This is a genomic window from Nitrosomonas ureae (assembly GCF_900206265.1).
Lineage (GTDB): Bacteria > Pseudomonadota > Gammaproteobacteria > Burkholderiales > Nitrosomonadaceae > Nitrosomonas > Nitrosomonas ureae_C.
The window spans coordinates 136,499-154,196 of sequence record NZ_LT907782.1; the positions used below are offsets into that span (position 1 = coordinate 136,499).

Sequence of the window (17,698 nt, forward strand, 5' to 3'; positions counted from 1 at the left end):
CCAAATGGCGGTGGTTCTGCGACTTTGAATAATCGATCAATACTGTCATCATCGCACTTGCTCGAACCGTTCACGCAAGTTTTTCACGACGCTGGATTCGCCGAGAATCCGGAAGAAAGCGCCTTCACCATCTGCACGTTCTTCCAGCACTTTACAGTTGGCGTAGATTTGGCTGCGCAGTTGCTGCGCTGTCCAGGGCAGGAAAAGCTCGTCTTCCACCAGATCTTGCTGGAAAAATGCGACGATTTGCTGGTGTAAATTAGCGACATCGTCAGGGCGGCGTGCGCTCATCACGATGCAAGCGGGGTACAAGGTTTTGAGCACGGCTTCGCATTCAGCTTGTGCTGCGGCATCGCCGACATGATCGATTTTGTTAAAAATGCGGATGCGTGGAATATTCTGTGCAGCAATTTCTTCAAGCACTGTGTTGGTGACTTCAAGTTGGCGTTCATAGCCGGGATCGCTTGCATCGATGACGTGAAGCAACAGTGATGCATCCAGCGCTTCGTCGAGCGTTGATTTGAACGATGCGACGAGGCCGTGCGGCAAGTTCTTGATAAATCCGACCGTGTCGCTGACAAGTATGCGCGGCACGCTCGCGGGGTGAAGGGTACGCACGGTGGTGTCGAGCGTGGCGAAAAGTTTATTGGCTACCAGCACTTCGCTGCCGGTGAGTGCGCGCATCAAGGTGGATTTTCCAGCATTGGTGTAGCCGACGAGCGCTACGCTGGCGTTTCCTCGTCGTTCCAGCCGGCGTGCACGCTGAATCTGGCGTTCGGCATCCATCGCGATGATTTCTAATTGCAATTCTGCAATGCGATCGCGGATCTTGCGTCGATCCAATTCAGTGTGCGATTCGCCAGCACCCCGTCCGCCGGTGCCGCTGCGTTGCCGACCTTGGGGTCCCACGAGCTTGGCCATTTCGCGCAGGCGTGGCGCCAAGTAGCTAAGGCGGGCGATTTCCACCTGAGCACGCGCAGCGGGGGAACGGGCATTGCGATGAAAAATCTCAACGATAACCATCGTACGATCCATCACCTCGCAACCGGTTTCTTTTTCCAGATTGCGTGCTTGTGACGGCGAAATCTCGTGGTCGACCAGAATCACGTCAATAACTTTCGCATCAGGTTTGGCATTTTGCGGTGATTTCTGCCCATTGCCATCAAATTCGTTGTTTACAAACTCGCGAATTTCCTGACGTTTCCCGGCTCCTAAATATGCTGTTGCGTCAAAACCGGAGCGTTTCTGCGTGAATCTATGCACGACTCTAAATCCCAGTGTTTTTGCCAGTTCGCATAATTCGGTCAGCGATGCTTCGAACTCCGCGTCGGTCACGCTGGAGAGCTGTACAGCCGCTACAACCGCGCACCTGGATTTTTCTTGGGATTCGTTTTGCATGTGCCGATAGCCTTTGATGGGAAAATTAAGTCGGAGTGACCATTATCGTTGATAAGGATCACTTGCAGAAAAAATATGTGTTTTGAAAATATTCTGCATTTACAATTAGAGCGCATAAATTGAAAATTATCGTTTGCGGTCTGGAACTCATTTATTCATTCGGGTTTGACTAATTTTGTGCGGTTGAAATTGAGAAGATTAATGCGTTTATTCAGTCCGGAAAAAAGGGCGAATGTGTAAACCGGCTGCACTTATGTGCTGATTCAGAAGGATGCGAGTGGGTATCAAGTAGTGAACGCGATTCTAATCTTCTATGCGGCTAATGGTGGAAATTTCGCGAAGGTGTCTGAGGCCGCGAATAACTTGTGAGAGATGAAGTCTGTTGTTAACTTGCAGAACGAAGCGCATGTGCATGTAATCATTTTCACTTTCCATGACAATATCATCAATATTTGAATCGGCTTTGGCTATTTCAGCGGCAACCCGCGCTAATACGCCTTGTTTATTGATCGCGATGATTTTAATCGCGGCTTCAAAAGTGCGAGTGATATCTTTTCCCCAAGTAACGTTCAGACAATTTTCCTGACTTTTGGCGCTGTGCGAAATGTTACTACAATTCAGCATGTGAATAATCAAGCCGGAATCTTTTTTGATGATGCCAACGATAGCGTCTCCTGGTATCGGGCGGCAACATTTGGCAAATTGGACCGCCAGACCCTCAGTTCCCATGATGGTAATAGGAGTAGCCGCTTGTTCGTGGGAAACGGATTCTGCCGGCGTTGTGAGCCGCTTAGCTACAATAGCCGGAAGCTGTTTGCCTAGGGCCATTTCCGTAAATAATTCTTCCCTGGATTTGACGCCGCTATCGCGCACTAACTTATCCCACTGTATCGCGTTAATGGAATCCGGATCGATATTGAATGAAGTGAGCGCCTGATTTAACATACGCTCACCTAATTTAATCGATTCTTCGTATTGTATCGTCTTGAGGAAATGGCGAATATGGGAGCGTGCTCTACCGGTTGCGACGTAGCCGAGCCAAGATGGGTTGGGCTTGGCATACGGTGCGGTGACGATTTCAATGCGATCTCCACTTTTCAGTTTTGTACGTAACGGTGCATTTTCACCATTAATTTTGGCGGCAACGCAGCAATTTCCGACATCGGAGTGAACAGCATAGGCAAAGTCGACGGCGGTTGATCCCCGTGGTAGCGTCAATATCTTACCTTGTGGAGTGAAAACAAAAACATCGCTAGGGAATAAATCGATTTTAAGATGTTCCAGAAACTCGGATGAATCCGTTGAGCTGCTCAATGTTTCCATTAAATTCTGCAGCCACTGGCTGGTTTTTAAATGTAGCTCATCAAAATTTCCATCCAGATTTTTATAGAGCCAATGGGAAGCCACCCCATTTTCAGCAATTCGATGCATTTCAGCCGTGCGGATTTGTATTTCGATGGGGATGCCGAACGGGCCTAGTAATGTGCTATGCAAGGATTGGTAATCGTTATTTTTGGGAATCGCTATATAGTCTTTGAATTTTCCTGGAATTGGCTTGTACAGGCTGTGCAGCATTCCTAACGCAATATAGCATGAGGGAATGTCTTTGACGATTACACGGAAACCGTAGATATCAAGCACTTCAGAGAATGATAAATGCTTCTCTACCATTTTGTTATAAATGCTGTATAGATGTTTTTCGCGCCCGGTCACTTCCGCTTCCAAATGCACTTCTTTTAGTTTTTGCGAAATGGTTTCCAGAATTTTTCCAACAACTTCACGGCGATTGCCACGCGCCGCTTTGGTTGCTTTTACCAGTACTTTATAGCGCATGGGGTAGGAATATTTAAAACCCAGTTCCTGTAGTTCCTGGTAGATATTGTTAAGCCCTAACCGGTGGGCAATGGGCGCATAAATTTCCAGTGTTTCGCGAGCGATGCTGCGTTGCTTTGCCGGGAGCATGACTTCCAGGGTCTGCATATTGTGCAAGCGGTCTGCCAGCTTTATCAGAATGACACGAACATCCCGGGCCATAGCCAGCAGCATTTTGCGAAAATTTTCAGCTTGAGCTTCTTCTTGTGTTTGGAATTGAATTTTTGCAAGTTTAGAAACACCATCAACTAATTCCGCAACTGGTTCACCGAATCTTTCGCTGATTTCCGCTTTGGAGATATCGGTATCTTCTACGACATCATGCAATAGGGCCGCTGTCAGCGTAGGGGCGTCGAGATGTAACTTGCTTAAAATTCTCGCGACGGCTACGGGATGAGAAATGTAAGGTTCCCCGGACTTGCGGAATTGTCCTGAGTGAGCGCCTAAACCAAATGAATAAGCATTTTTGAGTTGGATAATATCTTCTGGTTTAAGATACTTCGATGTTTCTGAGAAAAGAAAATCTGCTTCTGGCATTGAATTTAGTTTATTGAGTATGCATCATCAAATTACATAATATTTAGATACGGGATTCTAAGTTTAAATCAAAAATTGATACTTTGTGATTTTGGGCCTGATATCGGACAGATGGATGAGGAGTAGTCAGTCCCAGAAATTACCAGGATTTATGGACCTTATATTATTGAAAGTTGACTCACATATTTCTTGGGTTGAGAATCTCCAAGCCCACTTTGCCATGCGCAACTTCACGCAGCGCCACGACTGTAGGTTTATCACGTGCGGCTTCAACCAGAGGAGCAGAGCCAATTGCCAATTGTCTTGCACGCGCTGTTGCAACAAGAGTCATATCAAATCGGTTGGGTATTTTTTTTAAACAATCATCAACAGTAATTCGCGCCATCTTATTTACCTCCAATTATGATAATAATGTGCAAATTTTACAGTAAAAAGGAGGAAATGACGGCGTTTATTCATTCACTAATAACACTTGTTATGATAGTTGGGTGACCAAAGTTCGGTGTCTCATAATCTGCCGTTCCGTTTTTAAGCGTTCAGCTTTGACAATGCAAATTAAATCGCTGAGTGCCTCATTCAGGTTGTTGTTAACAATGATGTAATTAAACTCTGCGATATGATTGATTTCTTCCCGAGCCGCCATAAGTCGTTTTTTGATGACCTCGGAATCATCCTGCGCACGAGTTTTTAGCCGCGTTGCCAACGCTTCGACTGAAGGTGGGAGAATAAAAATGCCGATAGAATGAGGAAAAATTTGCTGTATTTGTTTTGCTCCCTGGCAATCGATTTCAAGCAAAATATCCTGCCCGGAAGTCATGGCGTCATTGAGCCAGTGTTGCGAGGTACCGTAAAGATTGCCATAAACTTCCGCACTTTCCACAAATTCGCCATTAAATAGCATTTGTTTGAATTTTTCTTCATTCACGAAGTGATAGTCGCGGCCATTGATTTCTCCACTGCGGGGTGGTCGGGTGGTGTGTGATATGGATAAATTAAGATTCAAACCTGACTGCAGTAATTCTCGAACCAGACTGGTTTTTCCGGCTCCTGATGGTGCACTGATAATAAATAAACAACCTGGAGTTTTAATCATGGTACCTGTACCCAATCAACTTTATACGTCAATAATTTCTTATTTTGAGTTAAGAGCGATCAGTATTTGCCCTTTCAGAATTCTAACAAGCTTCGCTTCATCATGGGTTATTCCTTCAGGCGATTCTGTTTCACGATCTGCATAAATTAAACCAATAGGTTTTTTATTAACTACTAAGGGAAGTATAAGAATACTGCAGGCATCAGGTAATAAGATGGTATGCCAGAGTGGCATAAGTTTTCGTATTCTAGGTATAAAAGCATTTGCAATGACGATATCTATATTTCTTTGTATTGCAAGATGAAATAAATCAGATGTGGGTACAGTAGAGAAATTGAAGCCTTTTTGATATTCCAAATTCTTTTTACCTAGTGAACTTCGTGCACGAAATGAATTCATTTTAGAATCTTTTAAGCATAGGGTAATAAAACGAAATCCAAGTGCGGAATAAAGAGAATCCAAACCCAGGTTGATAAGGTTTTCCAGCCTATAATCACCCGATGCCATCATCTCCGTTGTTTTTTGAATACCATTTAATAGTAATGGGGATGCATTATAGGGTTTGTTGCATGCATAGCGCTCAGTAATTTGCAAATTATGAGGTTCATCGTTATTGATCGTCAGTTCATTGATTAAATTTTCTTCCGCAGCAATATCGAATTCGCAATGCGTTGAATCCTGGCTGATTTTATTATTCCTATCCAAAGACTCCAAATCTGCACTGACTAGAAGTTCGCGTGTTTCCAAAGTAGCTTTACTGATTAATTCATTCAGTACGGACATAGTCAGATTAAATACTTTGCCAAAACGATTAAGCAATTTTTCTTTTAGCTCGATTTCCTCAGCAATTAAATTAGTACCTAAAACAAGTGGTGCGGCTTTTTCACAAAATTCTGCAGCTATCTGCATCCATTCTTGTTTATTCTTGGGTGTGATCAAGGCGCCGGATGGTTTTGCGCTGAGGGCATGAATCACGTTGACAGGCACATTCCATTCTTCTAACAAAGCTTCTGTCAAAGTATCAAGGCTGAAGCCAAGTACCTGCATGGATGCCTGTACTGGCGTGTGCTGGCCTTGAGTGACAAGTGCCGTCATTGAATGATAAAGATCGGGCTCATAAGTAGCTAGTAAAATACGCCCAAGATTTTTGAATAAAGCCGAAATAGAAACTTCTTCAATATCTTTGGTAAATGAAGTTAGCGCAGCCAATTTACGACTAATTACGCTTGCCGCCAGTGCATGAATTAATTCGGCACGTACATGTGCGGCATGTTTTGCGGGCATTCCATCAACTAACAATATAGCCAAGGCACTGGTTTTGACAGAATCAAATCCTAGCAGGAATATTGCTTTATTGATGCTGGAAATTTCCTTATTCGTAATTGCTTTATACGCTGCCGAATTGGATAAGCGGAGGATTTTTTGCGTTAATGAAACATCGGATAAAACATAATAAGATAGTTGTTGTATCGATTGATCATCCGATGACGACAGCTTTACAATGCGCGCGATGGAACTGCCAAGCGCCGGAAGATTGGGATCATTAGTGACGGCATCGATCAGACGATCTTTTAAGGTTTTGGCGTCACTTTTTATTGTTGTCGTAAAAACTAAGGAATTTGATGAGCCTTGAGAAAAATAAGGTTTTTGTGTAGAGCCCATTGTAATGTTCTTTTCTAGAAGATACTGATGTATATAAGATAGTGAGTTTTTGGGCTATTCATATCAGACTCTTTATTTGAATGCTAAAGAAATGAAGTTTTTCCGTTTTTAAGTTATCGACACAAATAGGAATGGGTTGATAATAAAAGTTAATCGCTATCAGGTTTAATTGGCCGCTCCCAGAGGCTGAGTTGTTCACTTGAACATCACGCCACGCTTGGCGAAATAATTCTGATGATATTCTTCTGCATCATAAAATTGGCTGGCAGGTAAAATTTGCGTTACGATCGGATCTTGCCAGCGTCTGCTTATCTCGAGCCTATCCTTGGATTCCCTTGCGGATCTTTCTTGCTCCGGTGTGAAATAAAAGATAATAGAACGGTATTGCTCTCCAATATCAGGACCTTGTCGATCTTGCGTGGTAGGGTCATGGCAGTTCCAGAATTCGTTTAGCAAGGCTTCCAAAGAGATTTCATCGTCATCGTATTCCACTAATACTACTTCAATATGGCCTGTAGTACCGGCACAGACCGCAGTATAAGTCGGATTGGCGATGTGTCCGCCGGAATAACCGCAGGTGACGTTTGTAACTCCTTTATTGCTCCGGAAAGTTGCTTCGACTCCCCAGAAACACCCCGCTCCAAAAATGATTTTATGAGTACTCATTAATATTTCTCATTATTCCTTGCGTGCTTTTTCTATGAGCCTTTCTAGGGTTTTAATGGTATCCTGCGGCGTTGCACCCATCCTCCCACTGGTAACGTACTTTCCATTAATAACCAGAGCGGGAACACCATTAAGCTGATATTGACGGGTCATTTGCGTCGATTTCGCTATCTGATTTTGTACGGTAAATGAATTGTAAACACTCTCAAATTTTTTTCTGTCGATACCCTGTTTCTCGATCCAGTCAAATAAAACAGATTCATTATGTAAATCAATTTTGTCGCGATGAATGGCATCATAAATCTTATCGTTCAGCGTATCGGCTTGTGACATGGCTTCTATAGCATAATAAATTTTGGCGGCGGATGCCCAGTTTGCGCGAAGAATAGCGGGTACGTAACGGAAGCTAACATCATCCGGGATATTCATCAGCCAGGTTTTAAGATGTGGATGCAGACTATAACAATGCGGGCATCCGTACCAGAAGAACTCCAGAACTTCGATTTTGGCGCTATCCTCAGTAGGTTGAGGTTTGGCCAGAACAATATAATCCTTACCTTCAACAATATCAGTTTGCGCACTGGTTATATTAATAAAACCAAAAGTCGACACTAAGAACAGAACTGCAAGAAACTGATAGTGATTCATTTTAATCCCCGAATAAAAGTGCTTCATTGATACTGGATTCTGTGTGTGGAAAAGATCTATTGAATTAAGCCTAAACCTTTTTTATTGTATTTTGATAAGTTGACTGTCTATACCGTTCTCTTTCAGAGAATTACTGGTTTCATCGCTATCCGATTTGTTTGTAAAAGGACCGATCCGTACCCTATACCAGATTCCTTTCTCGGCTAAATCGATTGATTGTACGGATGCAAACACACCGAGCAGCGCGAGCCGTGCTTTAAGATTTTCCGCTTCATCATTTTTTCTGAATGCACCAGCCTGTAGAAAGATTTTTTCTTTCACAACTGGGGAGGCGTTAACTTGAGGCGATTTTAGCTGTTGTGCTTGTGGAATGGATTGTTTGAGTTCATCGGGAAGCATGCGCGATGGAATGGTGGCGATCTGTTGAGGGGATGTTTCGGATGTGCTGACAGAATCCGGTAAAGCGGGTTGTGATGAGATTTCCGTTGGCCTGCTACGGACATCCGGCGTTCTGGCAGGAACTTGCGGTTGCGCGGACAGTTCAACATTTTTCCGATATTCATGATCGATCTCGGGTTCATCAATACCGGGCAGTATCTTATAAAAATCAAACCGGGGCTTTTCTTCCACGAATTTTTCCGGTTCTTCCTGTAACGAGGCAGGTGTTTTTAGTGTCGCGGTAGTTGGCTGAGTTGGATTCTTTTCAGATGTGCTGGCTGTTTTTTCAGTAGGTAAGAACGGGCTGGGCGCATAGGTAAGATATAGCCATATGCCAATTGCGCTTGCAAGACCTAAAGCATAACCGACAAATCCACCTAAGAATGCTGAGCCTCCTTTTTCATTTGCGGATTTGGTTGAAGATTTGCGAGTTTTATAATCTCGGCTCATGAGTGTCCTTAATTAATTATTAGGCTACATTTTATCAGGTGCACTCACACCCAGTAATGTTAAACCGTTATGCAATACCTGACGAATTGATGCGATCAGCGCCAACCTGGCATGTTGCAATGGAATTTCAGGAACCAGAAAACGCGTTGAATTATAGTAACTATGGAATTCGCTGGCTAGCTCTCGGAGATAAAATGCGATGAGATGAGGCGAAGATTCTTTGGCAGCTATTTCGATTGTGTCGGGAAAGTCGATCAGTTTTTGCAGCAGAGCCAACTCAGCCGGGCTGGACAATGCGTCAACGTTAGCTTCTTGCAAATCGTCGATATTACCCTCCCATTGCATCAATACGCTGCATACACGAGCGTGAGCATATTGGACGTAATAGACCGGATTTTCGTTGCTTTGCGATTTGGCCAGATCCATGTCAAAGTCTAAATGTTGATCGCTTTTCCGCATCACGTAAAAAAATCGCGCGGCATCCTTGCCGACTTCCTGACGTAATTCACGTAATGTGACGAATTCACCGGAGCGGGTTGACATTGGCGCTTTTTTGCCATCGCGATACAGTACGGCAAATTGTACCAACGCGATTTGCAATCTTTCGGCATCAAGTTCCAATGCCTGCAGCGCGCCTTTTACTCGCGGGATATAACCGTGATGATCTGCGCCCCAGATATTGATCACCTGATCAAAGCCGCGCTCAAATTTATTCAGATGATAGGCGATATCGGAGGCGAAATAGGTAAATTGACCGTTCTCCCGCTGCACAACGCGATCTTTCTCGTCGCCAAAATCCGTAGAACGAAACCAGATCGCGCCGTCTTGTTGATACAAATGATGTTTCTTTGCCAATAGATCAATTGTGTGTGCTACCAGACCATTGTCATATAGCGATTGTTCTGAAAACCAAGTATCAAATTCAACACCGAACTCCATCAAATCATTGCGGCAATCGCCTAATTGCTCAGTGAGCACAAGATTATGTATATACGTATAATCCTGACCCAGTATTTTCTTTGTATTAGCAATCAGTTTATCTAGTTGCTCATCGGTGTTTACTGCGGTTGCTCGCACAGCCTCCGGCAAACTATCCAGCAAGAGCTCAGGTTGATGGACATAACGTTGTGCATGCGCCTGAAAAATCAGTTGCGCCATGGTTCTAACGTATTCTCCTTGATAGGCATTGTGCGGAAAAGGGACATGGATGTGATTGAGTTCGAGATAACGCAGCCACGTTGATAGCGTCAAGATATCCATTTGCCGCCCCGCATCGTTAACGTAGAATTCCCGGGATACATCAAATCCTACTGCAGCCAGGATATTGGATAAGCTCGCTCCAATGGCTGCACCACGGCCATGACCCACATGCAGGGGTCCTGTCGGGTTGGCTGAAACAAATTCCACCTGGATTTTTCTTCCTTGACCAGAGGTACTATTTCCAAATGTATTTTTGCTACGTAATATGAGATGTAGAAATTGTTGTTTGGCGGAATTTTTAAGATACAGATTGATAAATCCTGCCCCCGCGACTTCCACTTTCTCCAGATAGGGTGACGATGGCAGTGCATTAATCAATAATTGTGCAATTTCCCGCGGGTTTTTATGTAACGGTTTGGCTAACTGCATGGCCAAATTACACGAATAATCCCCATGACTGGCTTGTTTAGTGCGTGTCAGTTCAACACTTATAGCGGCGGTTTCAAAAGCTGTAATGGCGCTGGATGCTTTCTTGATAAGCTTGATAAAGTGTGTTTTGAAGTTGGGGAAATCGGATGATGTCATAGTTGAGGGCAAGCAGTAGTATTAGTTTATTGCGCTGAATTAAAGCGCATTGATACAGATTTATATTTGGATCATTTTAATGTCAGACACATTTTATCAGGTGGGTGACCTTAACCCAAAAATTGCTGACGATGTGTTTCAAAGAGGCAGATTCCTGCGCTAACGGCAACATTCAAGCTTTCAATATTACCCTGCATCGGGATTCTAACCAACTGATCGCAATTTTCCCGCGTCAAGCGCCGCAACCCTTTTTCTTCAGAACCGAATACCCAGGCAACAGAACCGCTGATCGGGAAATGAGTTAAATCGTGCGCAGCGTCTTCTGCGGTACCAAAAATCCAAATTCCTTGTTCTTTTAATTGTTTTAATGTGCGTGCCAGATTGGTGACAGAAATATAGGGCACGGTATCTGCCGCCCCGCTGGAAACCTTGTACACTGTGGGCGTTAATCCAACCGCCCGGTCTTTCGGAGCAATTACTGCATGTACGCCAAAAGCATCGGCGACGCGTAGACACGCACCCAGATTGTGTGGATCTTGGATTCCATCCAACACCAGCAATCGTGCAGGTTCGGTTAATCCATTAAGGATGTCATCAATACTGACATAATTACTTGAACTATCGATATTGGCCACAACGCCCTGGTGGCGATCATTGCCTGATATGCTGGTGAGTTTTGATCCGGTGCAGGAGATTACATGGATCTTCTTGTTTTCTGCCAGTTTGATTAATTCCTGCGCGCGTTGATCTGTGCGCGTAGCATCGATAAAAATCTCTCTGATACTATTAGGGTTTTGTCGTAATCGACTGGTAACGGCATGAAAACCAAATATAAAACGAGTGCTGGGCACGTTCTAATTAAACCTGAAAAAATAATGAGACATCATTTACCGCAAAGTGTGTATAGAAATAGGACAGGTTGCACAATAACGCTTTGTGTATAGGAGTATTGTAAAGCAATTTCAAATACTAAAGAGATTTCTTGTTTTTGACTGAACCCTTTGTTTTGGATTGTCTTGTTTTCTTTTCCGGTTCAGCTATAGCAAAATCTATTTTACTGGTTTCTAAATCAACTCGAACCAGCTTGACGCGTATCCGGTCACCAAGACGATATTGTTTACCGCTGCGTTCTCCCAGTAAAACATGCTTGGTCGCATCAAAATGAAAATAGTCACTGGGCAACTCAGAAATATGCACCAGTCCCTCGACATAAATATTGTCTAGTGCGACGAATAAGCCGAATCCGGTTACGCTGCTGATCACTCCATCGAAACATTCCCCGATTTTATCCTGCATATAAAAGCATTTTAGCCAGGATTCAACATCGCGCGTGGCATCGTCAGCACGACGCTCGGTCATTGAGCAGTGTTGCCCAAACTCCTGCCAATCACCAGGCTGATAAATTTCTCCTTTTAATACCGCTTTAATCGCGCGGTGCACCAAAAGATCAGGGTAGCGTCTGATTGGCGAGGTAAAATGCGTATAAGCATCGTATGCAAGCCCGAAATGACCGGTTAGATCAGGACTGTAGATAGCTTGTTGCAGCGATCTCAGCATTACGGTTTGAAGCAATTGTGCATCCGATCTATCTTTTATTTTGAGTAAGGTCTGCGCGTAATCCTGTGCGCTGGGTTTGTTTTTTCCTCCCAGTTGAATACCGAATTCTTTCAGGAAGTTGCGCAACGTATCAATCTTTTCCGGGGTAGGGCTTTCATGAATGCGATAAAGTGTGGTCTGGCCGTGTTTCTGCAGAAAATCCGCCGCACAGACATTGGCAGCCAGCATGCATTCCTCAATCAAGCGGTGTGCTTCGGTGCGTTGTACTGGCAAAATCTTTTCGATTTTTCCTTGATTGTTGAAGAACATCTGCGTCTCGGTAGTTTCAAAGTCGATTGCGCCGCGCTTCTTGCGGGCTTTTAGTAAGGATTTAAAAAGCTTATAAATTAATTGCAAATGAGGTAATAATTCTGCATATTCCTGTGCTTCGCAGCTTTTTGCGTCATCCAGCATTGCAGTAACTTGGGTATAGGTTAAGCGCGCGCGTGAAAGCATTACAGCCGGATAAAAAGAATAATTCAATATGTCGCCATTGGCTTGGAATTGTATTTCGCATACCATGCACAGACGTTTCTTGTCAGGATTGAGTGAACATAATCCATTAGATAAAATCTCTGGCAACATTGGAATGACACGACGTGGGAAATAAACCGAATTTCCTCGATTGAATGCTTCTCGGTCAATCAGATCGTGTGGTTTGACATAGTGACTGACATCTGCGATAGCAACATATAATCGATATCCTTTACCATCATTTGTGCAGAAAACAGCATCGTCAAAATCCTTTGCAGTCTCACCGTCAATGGTTATCAGCGGTAAATGACATAGATCTTCGCGTCCGGATAGGTCTTTTTTTAATACATTTTTTGGAAATTTGATTGAGAGTTCCTGAATATCAGGTGAAAATTCGTAGGGTAAGTCATGTTTGCGCAATGCAATTTCAATTTCCATTCCGGGCGCGGTATAGTTGCCGAGAATTTCAATAATTTTACCGATAGGTTGTGTGTGCTTGCTGGGTTGCTGAATGATTTCCACCATGACAACTTGACCAGCTTGGGCCTTCAGCGAGTGCTCCTGAGCGATTAGTATATCCTGACTGATGCGCTTGTTCTCCGCTGCCACCGATAGAATTCCGTGATCAATGTGTAACCGGCCTACTAATTGCTTATTGCAAGATTCTAATACCTCCACAATTGCAGCTTCTCTGCGTCCTCGTCGATCCAAGCCAATTTCGCGTACAACAACATGGTCACCGTGTAATGCTTTTTGCATTTCCTTTGCGCTTAAATACAAGTCTGCACTACCGTCATCCGGGATCAGAAAACCGAATTTATCGGCATGACCCTGAATTCTACCTTTGATCAAATCTAGTTTCTCCATCACGCAAATATCGCTTTTGCGGTTACGGAAAATCTGGCCTTCGCGCATCATTGCTGACAAGCGGCGATTAAACAGATCTTCTTCTTTTTTTGTAATGGATAGCAATTTTTGTAATAAGCGCTCAGCCACCGGAATACCTTGCTGTTTTAGAACCTGCAAAATATATTCCCGGCTAGGTAACGGGTGTCCGTAGCGTTTCTTTTCGCGTTCATAATGCGGATCAAAGCTCCGCAAGTTTTGTTTCTTCTTATTTGACAAAGCAGTGATTTCCTATAGAATTACGCGTTCTTTGGCAGCCTGTTTGGCTGTTCTTTGCCCAGATGGCGGAATTGGTAGACGCGCATGGTTCAGGTCCATGTGCCTTCGGGTGTGGAGGTTCGAGTCCTCTTCTGGGCACCATCAATCCCAATACAATAGCTTGTTGAATAAAAAATTATTATTGCTTGGTATAAGCTTGGTATAAATTGGTATGTCTAAATATTTTTTCTAGTTGTTTTTTAGTTAGCAAATTATATCAATTATGCTTATCTTTATTTTATATCACATCTCTGATGTAGTATTCCAAAATAAGGTAAATTCAATACTCCTCCTTCAAAATTCCTGTGCAAAAAATTTAATGAGCTGAACGATCTATAATCTATAGACTGTAACCTGTAACCTGTAACCTGTAACCTGTAACCTGTAACCTGTAACCTGTAACCTGTAACCTGTAACCTGTAACCTGTAACCCTTCGGGAGGTAAATTTTTTGTTTTATTTCTTCTTTACTGATTTCTATCTTCTCCGGCTTTTCCAGATAAGCTAGCTCTTGGCTGCTGTTTAATCTTTGCATCATCATTCATATATCCGCAATCAATTAACCAATAAATGTGAAATCGTTTGATAATCAATATCCTTGTGTACATATATGATAATGTTGATTCCTATCATATGTATCCTGGATTTCTTACAGATGAAATGTGATTTGTAAAGAACAGAGATAAATGACTTGTTATATAATGTGTTTTCTGATATTAGTACAAAATTTTTATACACTACCAACTACTGGAAGCGATAGGAGCCTTAAAAGATGTCAAAAGAGCTACAAGGTAAACAAGTGACTCCCTATGAACCAAAATCGGGTGAGGAATATATGAGTCCTAATCAGCTATTGCATTTTCGCAAAATACTGGAAGGTATGAAAATTGAGCTTAGTCAAGAAATTGATCGTGCTGTTCATACGATGCAGGATGAGGCAACGGTTTTTGCTGATCCTAATGATCGTGCGAGTCAAGAATCTGATATGACGCTTGAGTTACGAAATCGTGATCGTGAGCGTAAGCTCATTAAAAAGATTGATGAAATTATTGGTAAGATTGATTCTGAGGAGTATGGCTATTGCGAGAGCTGCGGGGTGGAGATTGGATTAAAAAGGCTTGAAGCAAGACCAACGGCAACGCTCTGTATTGATTGCAAGACATTAGATGAAATGCGCGAGAAACAGATAGCGAAATAACGGTGATAATATCAAGATTAAGTCATTATAATATAATTATTAAACCCTGTAAAAATACAGGGTTGCATGTATGCCCCAATGCAGTTTTAAGTGAGGGATTTCATCTCATGATTCTTCCTTCGTCATAGGATCAGAATCAGACGGATTTTCATCAGAAGATACAGCTTTCATACTTAGCCTTAACCTCCCTTTGTCGTCAGCTTCAAGAACTTTAACCCGTACCTGTTGACCTTCATTAAGGTGATCAGAAACATTATTGACTCGTTCATTGGCAATTTGAGAAATATGAAGCAATCCATCTTTGCCAGGAAGGACACTTACTATCGCTCCGAAATCAAGCAGTTTCAGAACTACACCATCATAGATTTTTCCAACTTCAACTTCTGCAGTAATATCTTCAATACGTTTTTTAGCAAGCTCGCCACCTTCGGCACTGACGCATGCAATTGTTACCTGACCATCATCGGTAATATCAATGGTAGTACCTGTTTCTTCCGTAAGCGCACGAATGACAGCACCACCTTTACCAATTACGTCACGAATTTTTTCTGGATTAATTTTGAGTTTTATAATACGTGGTGCGTGGACCGAAATATCTTCGCGAGTTGATGGTAGGGCCTGTTTCATAATTTGCAGAATATGCATCCTTCCTTCATGAGCTTGTATCAGTGCCGCATGCATAATTTCTTTGGTGATGCCTTGTATCTTAATATCCATTTGCAGTGCGGTAATACCTTTTTCCGTACCGGCGACTTTAAAATCCATATCACCAAGATGATCTTCGTCGCCGAGTATATCCGTAAGAACTGCGAAGCGGTTTCCATCCTTGATTAATCCCATGGCAATACCCGCAACATGAGCTTTTAGGGGTACTCCGGCATCCATTAGTGCAAGACAGCCGCTGCAAACCGATGCCATTGAGCTAGAGCCGTTGGATTCAGTGATTTCAGAGACAACTCGCAAAGAATAGCCGAACTCTTCAGGGGGGGGGAGAACAGCAACAAGAGCGCGCTTTGCCAGGCGTCCATGCCCGATTTCACGGCGTTTGGGAGTGCCAACACGACCTATTTCTCCTGTGGCATAAGGGGGCATATTATAGTGGAGTATAAATCGCTCATTATAATCACCTTGTAATGAATCAATTTTTTGCTCGTCACGAGCAGTGCCTAAAGTGGCAATTGCAAGTGCTTGTGTTTCGCCGCGAGTAAAGAGTGCTGAGCCATGAGTGCGGGGTAATACCCCATTACGAATCGTTATAGCTCTGACTGTGCGAGTACCTCGACCGTCAATGCGAGGTTCTCCATCCAGTATTTGGTTGCGGACGATTTTTGATTCCAGTGAAAAGAATGCTTCCATAAAAGCTTGTAATTCGGGTCCGTTCTCTGTGCCGACTCCAAGTTCATTCGATATACGCTCTCTAGTTGTTTTTATTGCTTCAGAACGCGTTTGTTTTTGTTTTATTTTGTATGCTTGCCGTAAATCAGCTTCTGCCATCATGGCAATTTTTTCTTCAAATGCGCTGTCTTTTGCAGGTGGTGTCCAATCCCATGCAGTTACACCAGCCTCATCAGCAAACTCATTAATTGCATCAATAACTATCTGCATTTGCTCATGGCCATATGTTACGGCACCAAGCATTACTTCTTCCGATAACTCTATTGCTTCGGATTCAACCATCAAAACGGCGTGTTGCGTTCCTGCAACAACCAAATTTAATTGTGTATCCTTAAGTTCTGAGGTAGTTGGATTTAAGACATACTCATTGTTGATGTAGCCAACGCGAGCTGCACCGAGGGGGCCATCAAAAGGAATTCCAGAGAGAGTCAATGCGGCAGATGTGCCAATAATCGAAGGAATATCAGGGTCAATTTCATTGTCAGCCGACATAACAGTAGCTACTATTTGAACCTCGTTATAGAAACCTTCGGGGAAAAGTGGACGGATCGGGCGATCGATTAATCGCGAAGTTAGTGTTTCTTTCTCGGATGGGCGTCCTTCACGCTTAAAGAAGCTTCCTGGTATTCTACCCGCCGCATAAGATCTTTCCTGATAGTCGACAGTAAGTGGAAAAAAATCCTGACCAGGTTTTATGTTTTTTGCACCCACTACGGTCACAAGTACTACCGTATCATCCATTGTAACTACTACGGCACCATGTGCCTGCCTTGCAATTTCACCTGTTTCCAGTGTAAGTTGATGTCGTCCGTAGGTAATGCTTTTCTTTATAGATTTCAATTAATAACCCTTTTTCTTCTGAATAAATTTTTCTAAATCTTGGATTACCTGCAAGCCAACGCATTGATTGCATGACAACTTTAATGGGAAATAATTTATGTGATAGCTGCCAATTAAGTAAAAGAGGCACGTTTATTTACGTAAGCCAAGGCGTTCAATCAATGTCTGATAAGTATCTAAGTTACGTTGTTTTAAATAATCAAGTAACTTGCGGCGGCGACCAACCATACGCAGTAAACCGCGCCGGGAATGATGATCTTTGACGTGAATCTTGAAGTGTCCTATCAAATCATTGATTCTGGCTGTTAAAAGTGCAACTTGAACTTCTGGAGAACCAGTATCCCCTTCTGCTCTTTGATAGTCGCGTACTACCTGTGCTTTTTGGTCGATTGTGACTGACATAAATTTCTCCGATTAAATTACCCTATTATTATAAAAGCCCGAAATTTTACTCTTTAATATTGCGCTTGTCCAAACTGGATC

Annotated in this window: 14 protein-coding genes and 1 tRNA gene; 2 read left to right on the forward strand and 13 right to left on the reverse strand. The window is 43.1% G+C overall.

Features of this window, described 5'->3' with window-relative positions; genetic code table 11:
• Window positions 1–48 precede the first annotated feature (48 nt).
• From hflX to rnr, 11 genes are all read right to left on the reverse strand, one after another.
• Entirely contained in the window at window positions 49–1,398 is a 1,350-nt protein-coding gene (gene hflX / locus CPG39_RS00620; RefSeq protein WP_096291574.1) for a GTPase HflX, read from the reverse strand.
• Window positions 1,399–1,701: 303 nt separating this feature from the next.
• On the reverse strand, window positions 1,702–3,807 hold the full coding sequence (locus tag CPG39_RS00625) for a RelA/SpoT family protein (protein WP_096291575.1): 2,106 nt from the start codon (window positions 3,805–3,807) through the stop codon (window positions 1,702–1,704).
• A 178-nt stretch (window positions 3,808–3,985) separates the two neighbouring features.
• Complete coding sequence (gene rpoZ, locus CPG39_RS00630; protein ID WP_013647296.1) at window positions 3,986–4,192, reverse strand: DNA-directed RNA polymerase subunit omega; 207 nt, start codon at window positions 4,190–4,192, stop codon at window positions 3,986–3,988.
• Between the two features lie 90 nt (window positions 4,193–4,282).
• Window positions 4,283–4,900 carry a guanylate kinase gene (gene gmk / locus CPG39_RS00635; protein WP_096291576.1) on the reverse strand — a complete coding sequence of 206 codons (618 nt, stop codon included), beginning with the start codon at window positions 4,898–4,900 and terminating at the stop codon, window positions 4,283–4,285.
• A gap of 39 nt (window positions 4,901–4,939) precedes the next feature.
• The gene (locus CPG39_RS00640; RefSeq protein ID WP_096291577.1) at window positions 4,940–6,562 is read right to left on the reverse strand and encodes an HDOD domain-containing protein; all 1,623 of its coding nucleotides are present in this window, start codon (window positions 6,560–6,562) and stop codon (window positions 4,940–4,942) included.
• A 195-nt stretch (window positions 6,563–6,757) separates the two neighbouring features.
• A complete protein-coding gene (gene msrA, locus CPG39_RS00645; RefSeq protein WP_096291578.1) occupies window positions 6,758–7,228 on the reverse strand; it encodes a peptide-methionine (S)-S-oxide reductase MsrA in 471 nt (156 codons plus the stop codon).
• A gap of 12 nt (window positions 7,229–7,240) precedes the next feature.
• Window positions 7,241–7,876 carry a thiol:disulfide interchange protein DsbA/DsbL gene (locus tag CPG39_RS00650; RefSeq protein ID WP_096291579.1) on the reverse strand — a complete coding sequence of 212 codons (636 nt, stop codon included), beginning with the start codon at window positions 7,874–7,876 and terminating at the stop codon, window positions 7,241–7,243.
• Between the two features lie 81 nt (window positions 7,877–7,957).
• Window positions 7,958–8,764, reverse strand: a complete 807-nt coding sequence (locus CPG39_RS00655) for an SPOR domain-containing protein (RefSeq protein WP_096291580.1) — start codon at window positions 8,762–8,764, stop codon at window positions 7,958–7,960.
• A 24-nt stretch (window positions 8,765–8,788) separates the two neighbouring features.
• Complete coding sequence (gene argS, locus CPG39_RS00660) at window positions 8,789–10,549, reverse strand: arginine--tRNA ligase (RefSeq protein WP_096291581.1); 1,761 nt, start codon at window positions 10,547–10,549, stop codon at window positions 8,789–8,791.
• A gap of 110 nt (window positions 10,550–10,659) precedes the next feature.
• Window positions 10,660–11,400 carry a 23S rRNA (guanosine(2251)-2'-O)-methyltransferase RlmB gene (rlmB, locus tag CPG39_RS00665; RefSeq protein ID WP_096291582.1) on the reverse strand — a complete coding sequence of 247 codons (741 nt, stop codon included), beginning with the start codon at window positions 11,398–11,400 and terminating at the stop codon, window positions 10,660–10,662.
• A gap of 118 nt (window positions 11,401–11,518) precedes the next feature.
• Window positions 11,519–13,744 carry a ribonuclease R gene (gene rnr / locus CPG39_RS00670; RefSeq protein WP_096291583.1) on the reverse strand — a complete coding sequence of 742 codons (2,226 nt, stop codon included), beginning with the start codon at window positions 13,742–13,744 and terminating at the stop codon, window positions 11,519–11,521.
• A 56-nt stretch (window positions 13,745–13,800) separates the two neighbouring features.
• Between rnr and CPG39_RS00675 the strand changes: the two genes are divergently transcribed.
• Both CPG39_RS00675 and dksA read left to right on the forward strand, forming a co-directional pair.
• A tRNA-Leu gene (locus tag CPG39_RS00675) sits at window positions 13,801–13,885 on the forward strand.
• A gap of 669 nt (window positions 13,886–14,554) precedes the next feature.
• Window positions 14,555–14,980: an RNA polymerase-binding protein DksA gene (dksA, locus tag CPG39_RS00685; protein ID WP_096291585.1), complete on the forward strand. Its 426-nt coding sequence runs from the start codon at window positions 14,555–14,557 to the stop codon at window positions 14,978–14,980.
• Window positions 14,981–15,085: 105 nt separating this feature from the next.
• On the opposite strand, the gene pnp is transcribed toward dksA, so the two are convergent.
• On the reverse strand, window positions 15,086–17,215 hold the full coding sequence (gene pnp, locus CPG39_RS00690; RefSeq protein ID WP_096291586.1) for a polyribonucleotide nucleotidyltransferase: 2,130 nt from the start codon (window positions 17,213–17,215) through the stop codon (window positions 15,086–15,088).
• A 132-nt stretch (window positions 17,216–17,347) separates the two neighbouring features.
• The gene (gene rpsO / locus CPG39_RS00695) at window positions 17,348–17,617 is read right to left on the reverse strand and encodes a 30S ribosomal protein S15 (protein WP_096291587.1); all 270 of its coding nucleotides are present in this window, start codon (window positions 17,615–17,617) and stop codon (window positions 17,348–17,350) included.
• Window positions 17,618–17,698 lie beyond the last annotated feature (81 nt).

Excerpts from the sequence above, each read along its gene's own strand:
- rpoZ (WP_013647296.1), bottom strand. The coding sequence starts at position 4,192 with ATGGCGCGAATTACTGTTGATGATTGTTTAAAAAAAATACCCAACCGA.
- argS (WP_096291581.1), bottom strand. The coding sequence starts at position 10,549 with ATGACATCATCCGATTTCCCCAACTTCAAAACACACTTTATCAAGCTT.
- CPG39_RS00625 (WP_096291575.1), bottom strand. The coding sequence starts at position 3,807 with ATGCCAGAAGCAGATTTTCTTTTCTCAGAAACATCGAAGTATCTTAAA.
- CPG39_RS00650 (WP_096291579.1), bottom strand. The coding sequence starts at position 7,876 with ATGAATCACTATCAGTTTCTTGCAGTTCTGTTCTTAGTGTCGACTTTT.
- gmk (WP_096291576.1), bottom strand. The coding sequence starts at position 4,900 with ATGATTAAAACTCCAGGTTGTTTATTTATTATCAGTGCACCATCAGGA.
- rpsO (WP_096291587.1), bottom strand. The coding sequence starts at position 17,617 with ATGTCAGTCACAATCGACCAAAAAGCACAGGTAGTACGCGACTATCAA.
- dksA (WP_096291585.1), top strand. The coding sequence starts at position 14,555 with ATGTCAAAAGAGCTACAAGGTAAACAAGTGACTCCCTATGAACCAAAA.
- hflX (WP_096291574.1), bottom strand. The coding sequence starts at position 1,398 with ATGCAAAACGAATCCCAAGAAAAATCCAGGTGCGCGGTTGTAGCGGCT.
- CPG39_RS00655 (WP_096291580.1), bottom strand. The coding sequence starts at position 8,764 with ATGAGCCGAGATTATAAAACTCGCAAATCTTCAACCAAATCCGCAAAT.
- msrA (WP_096291578.1), bottom strand. The coding sequence starts at position 7,228 with ATGAGTACTCATAAAATCATTTTTGGAGCGGGGTGTTTCTGGGGAGTC.
- CPG39_RS00640 (WP_096291577.1), bottom strand. The coding sequence starts at position 6,562 with ATGGGCTCTACACAAAAACCTTATTTTTCTCAAGGCTCATCAAATTCC.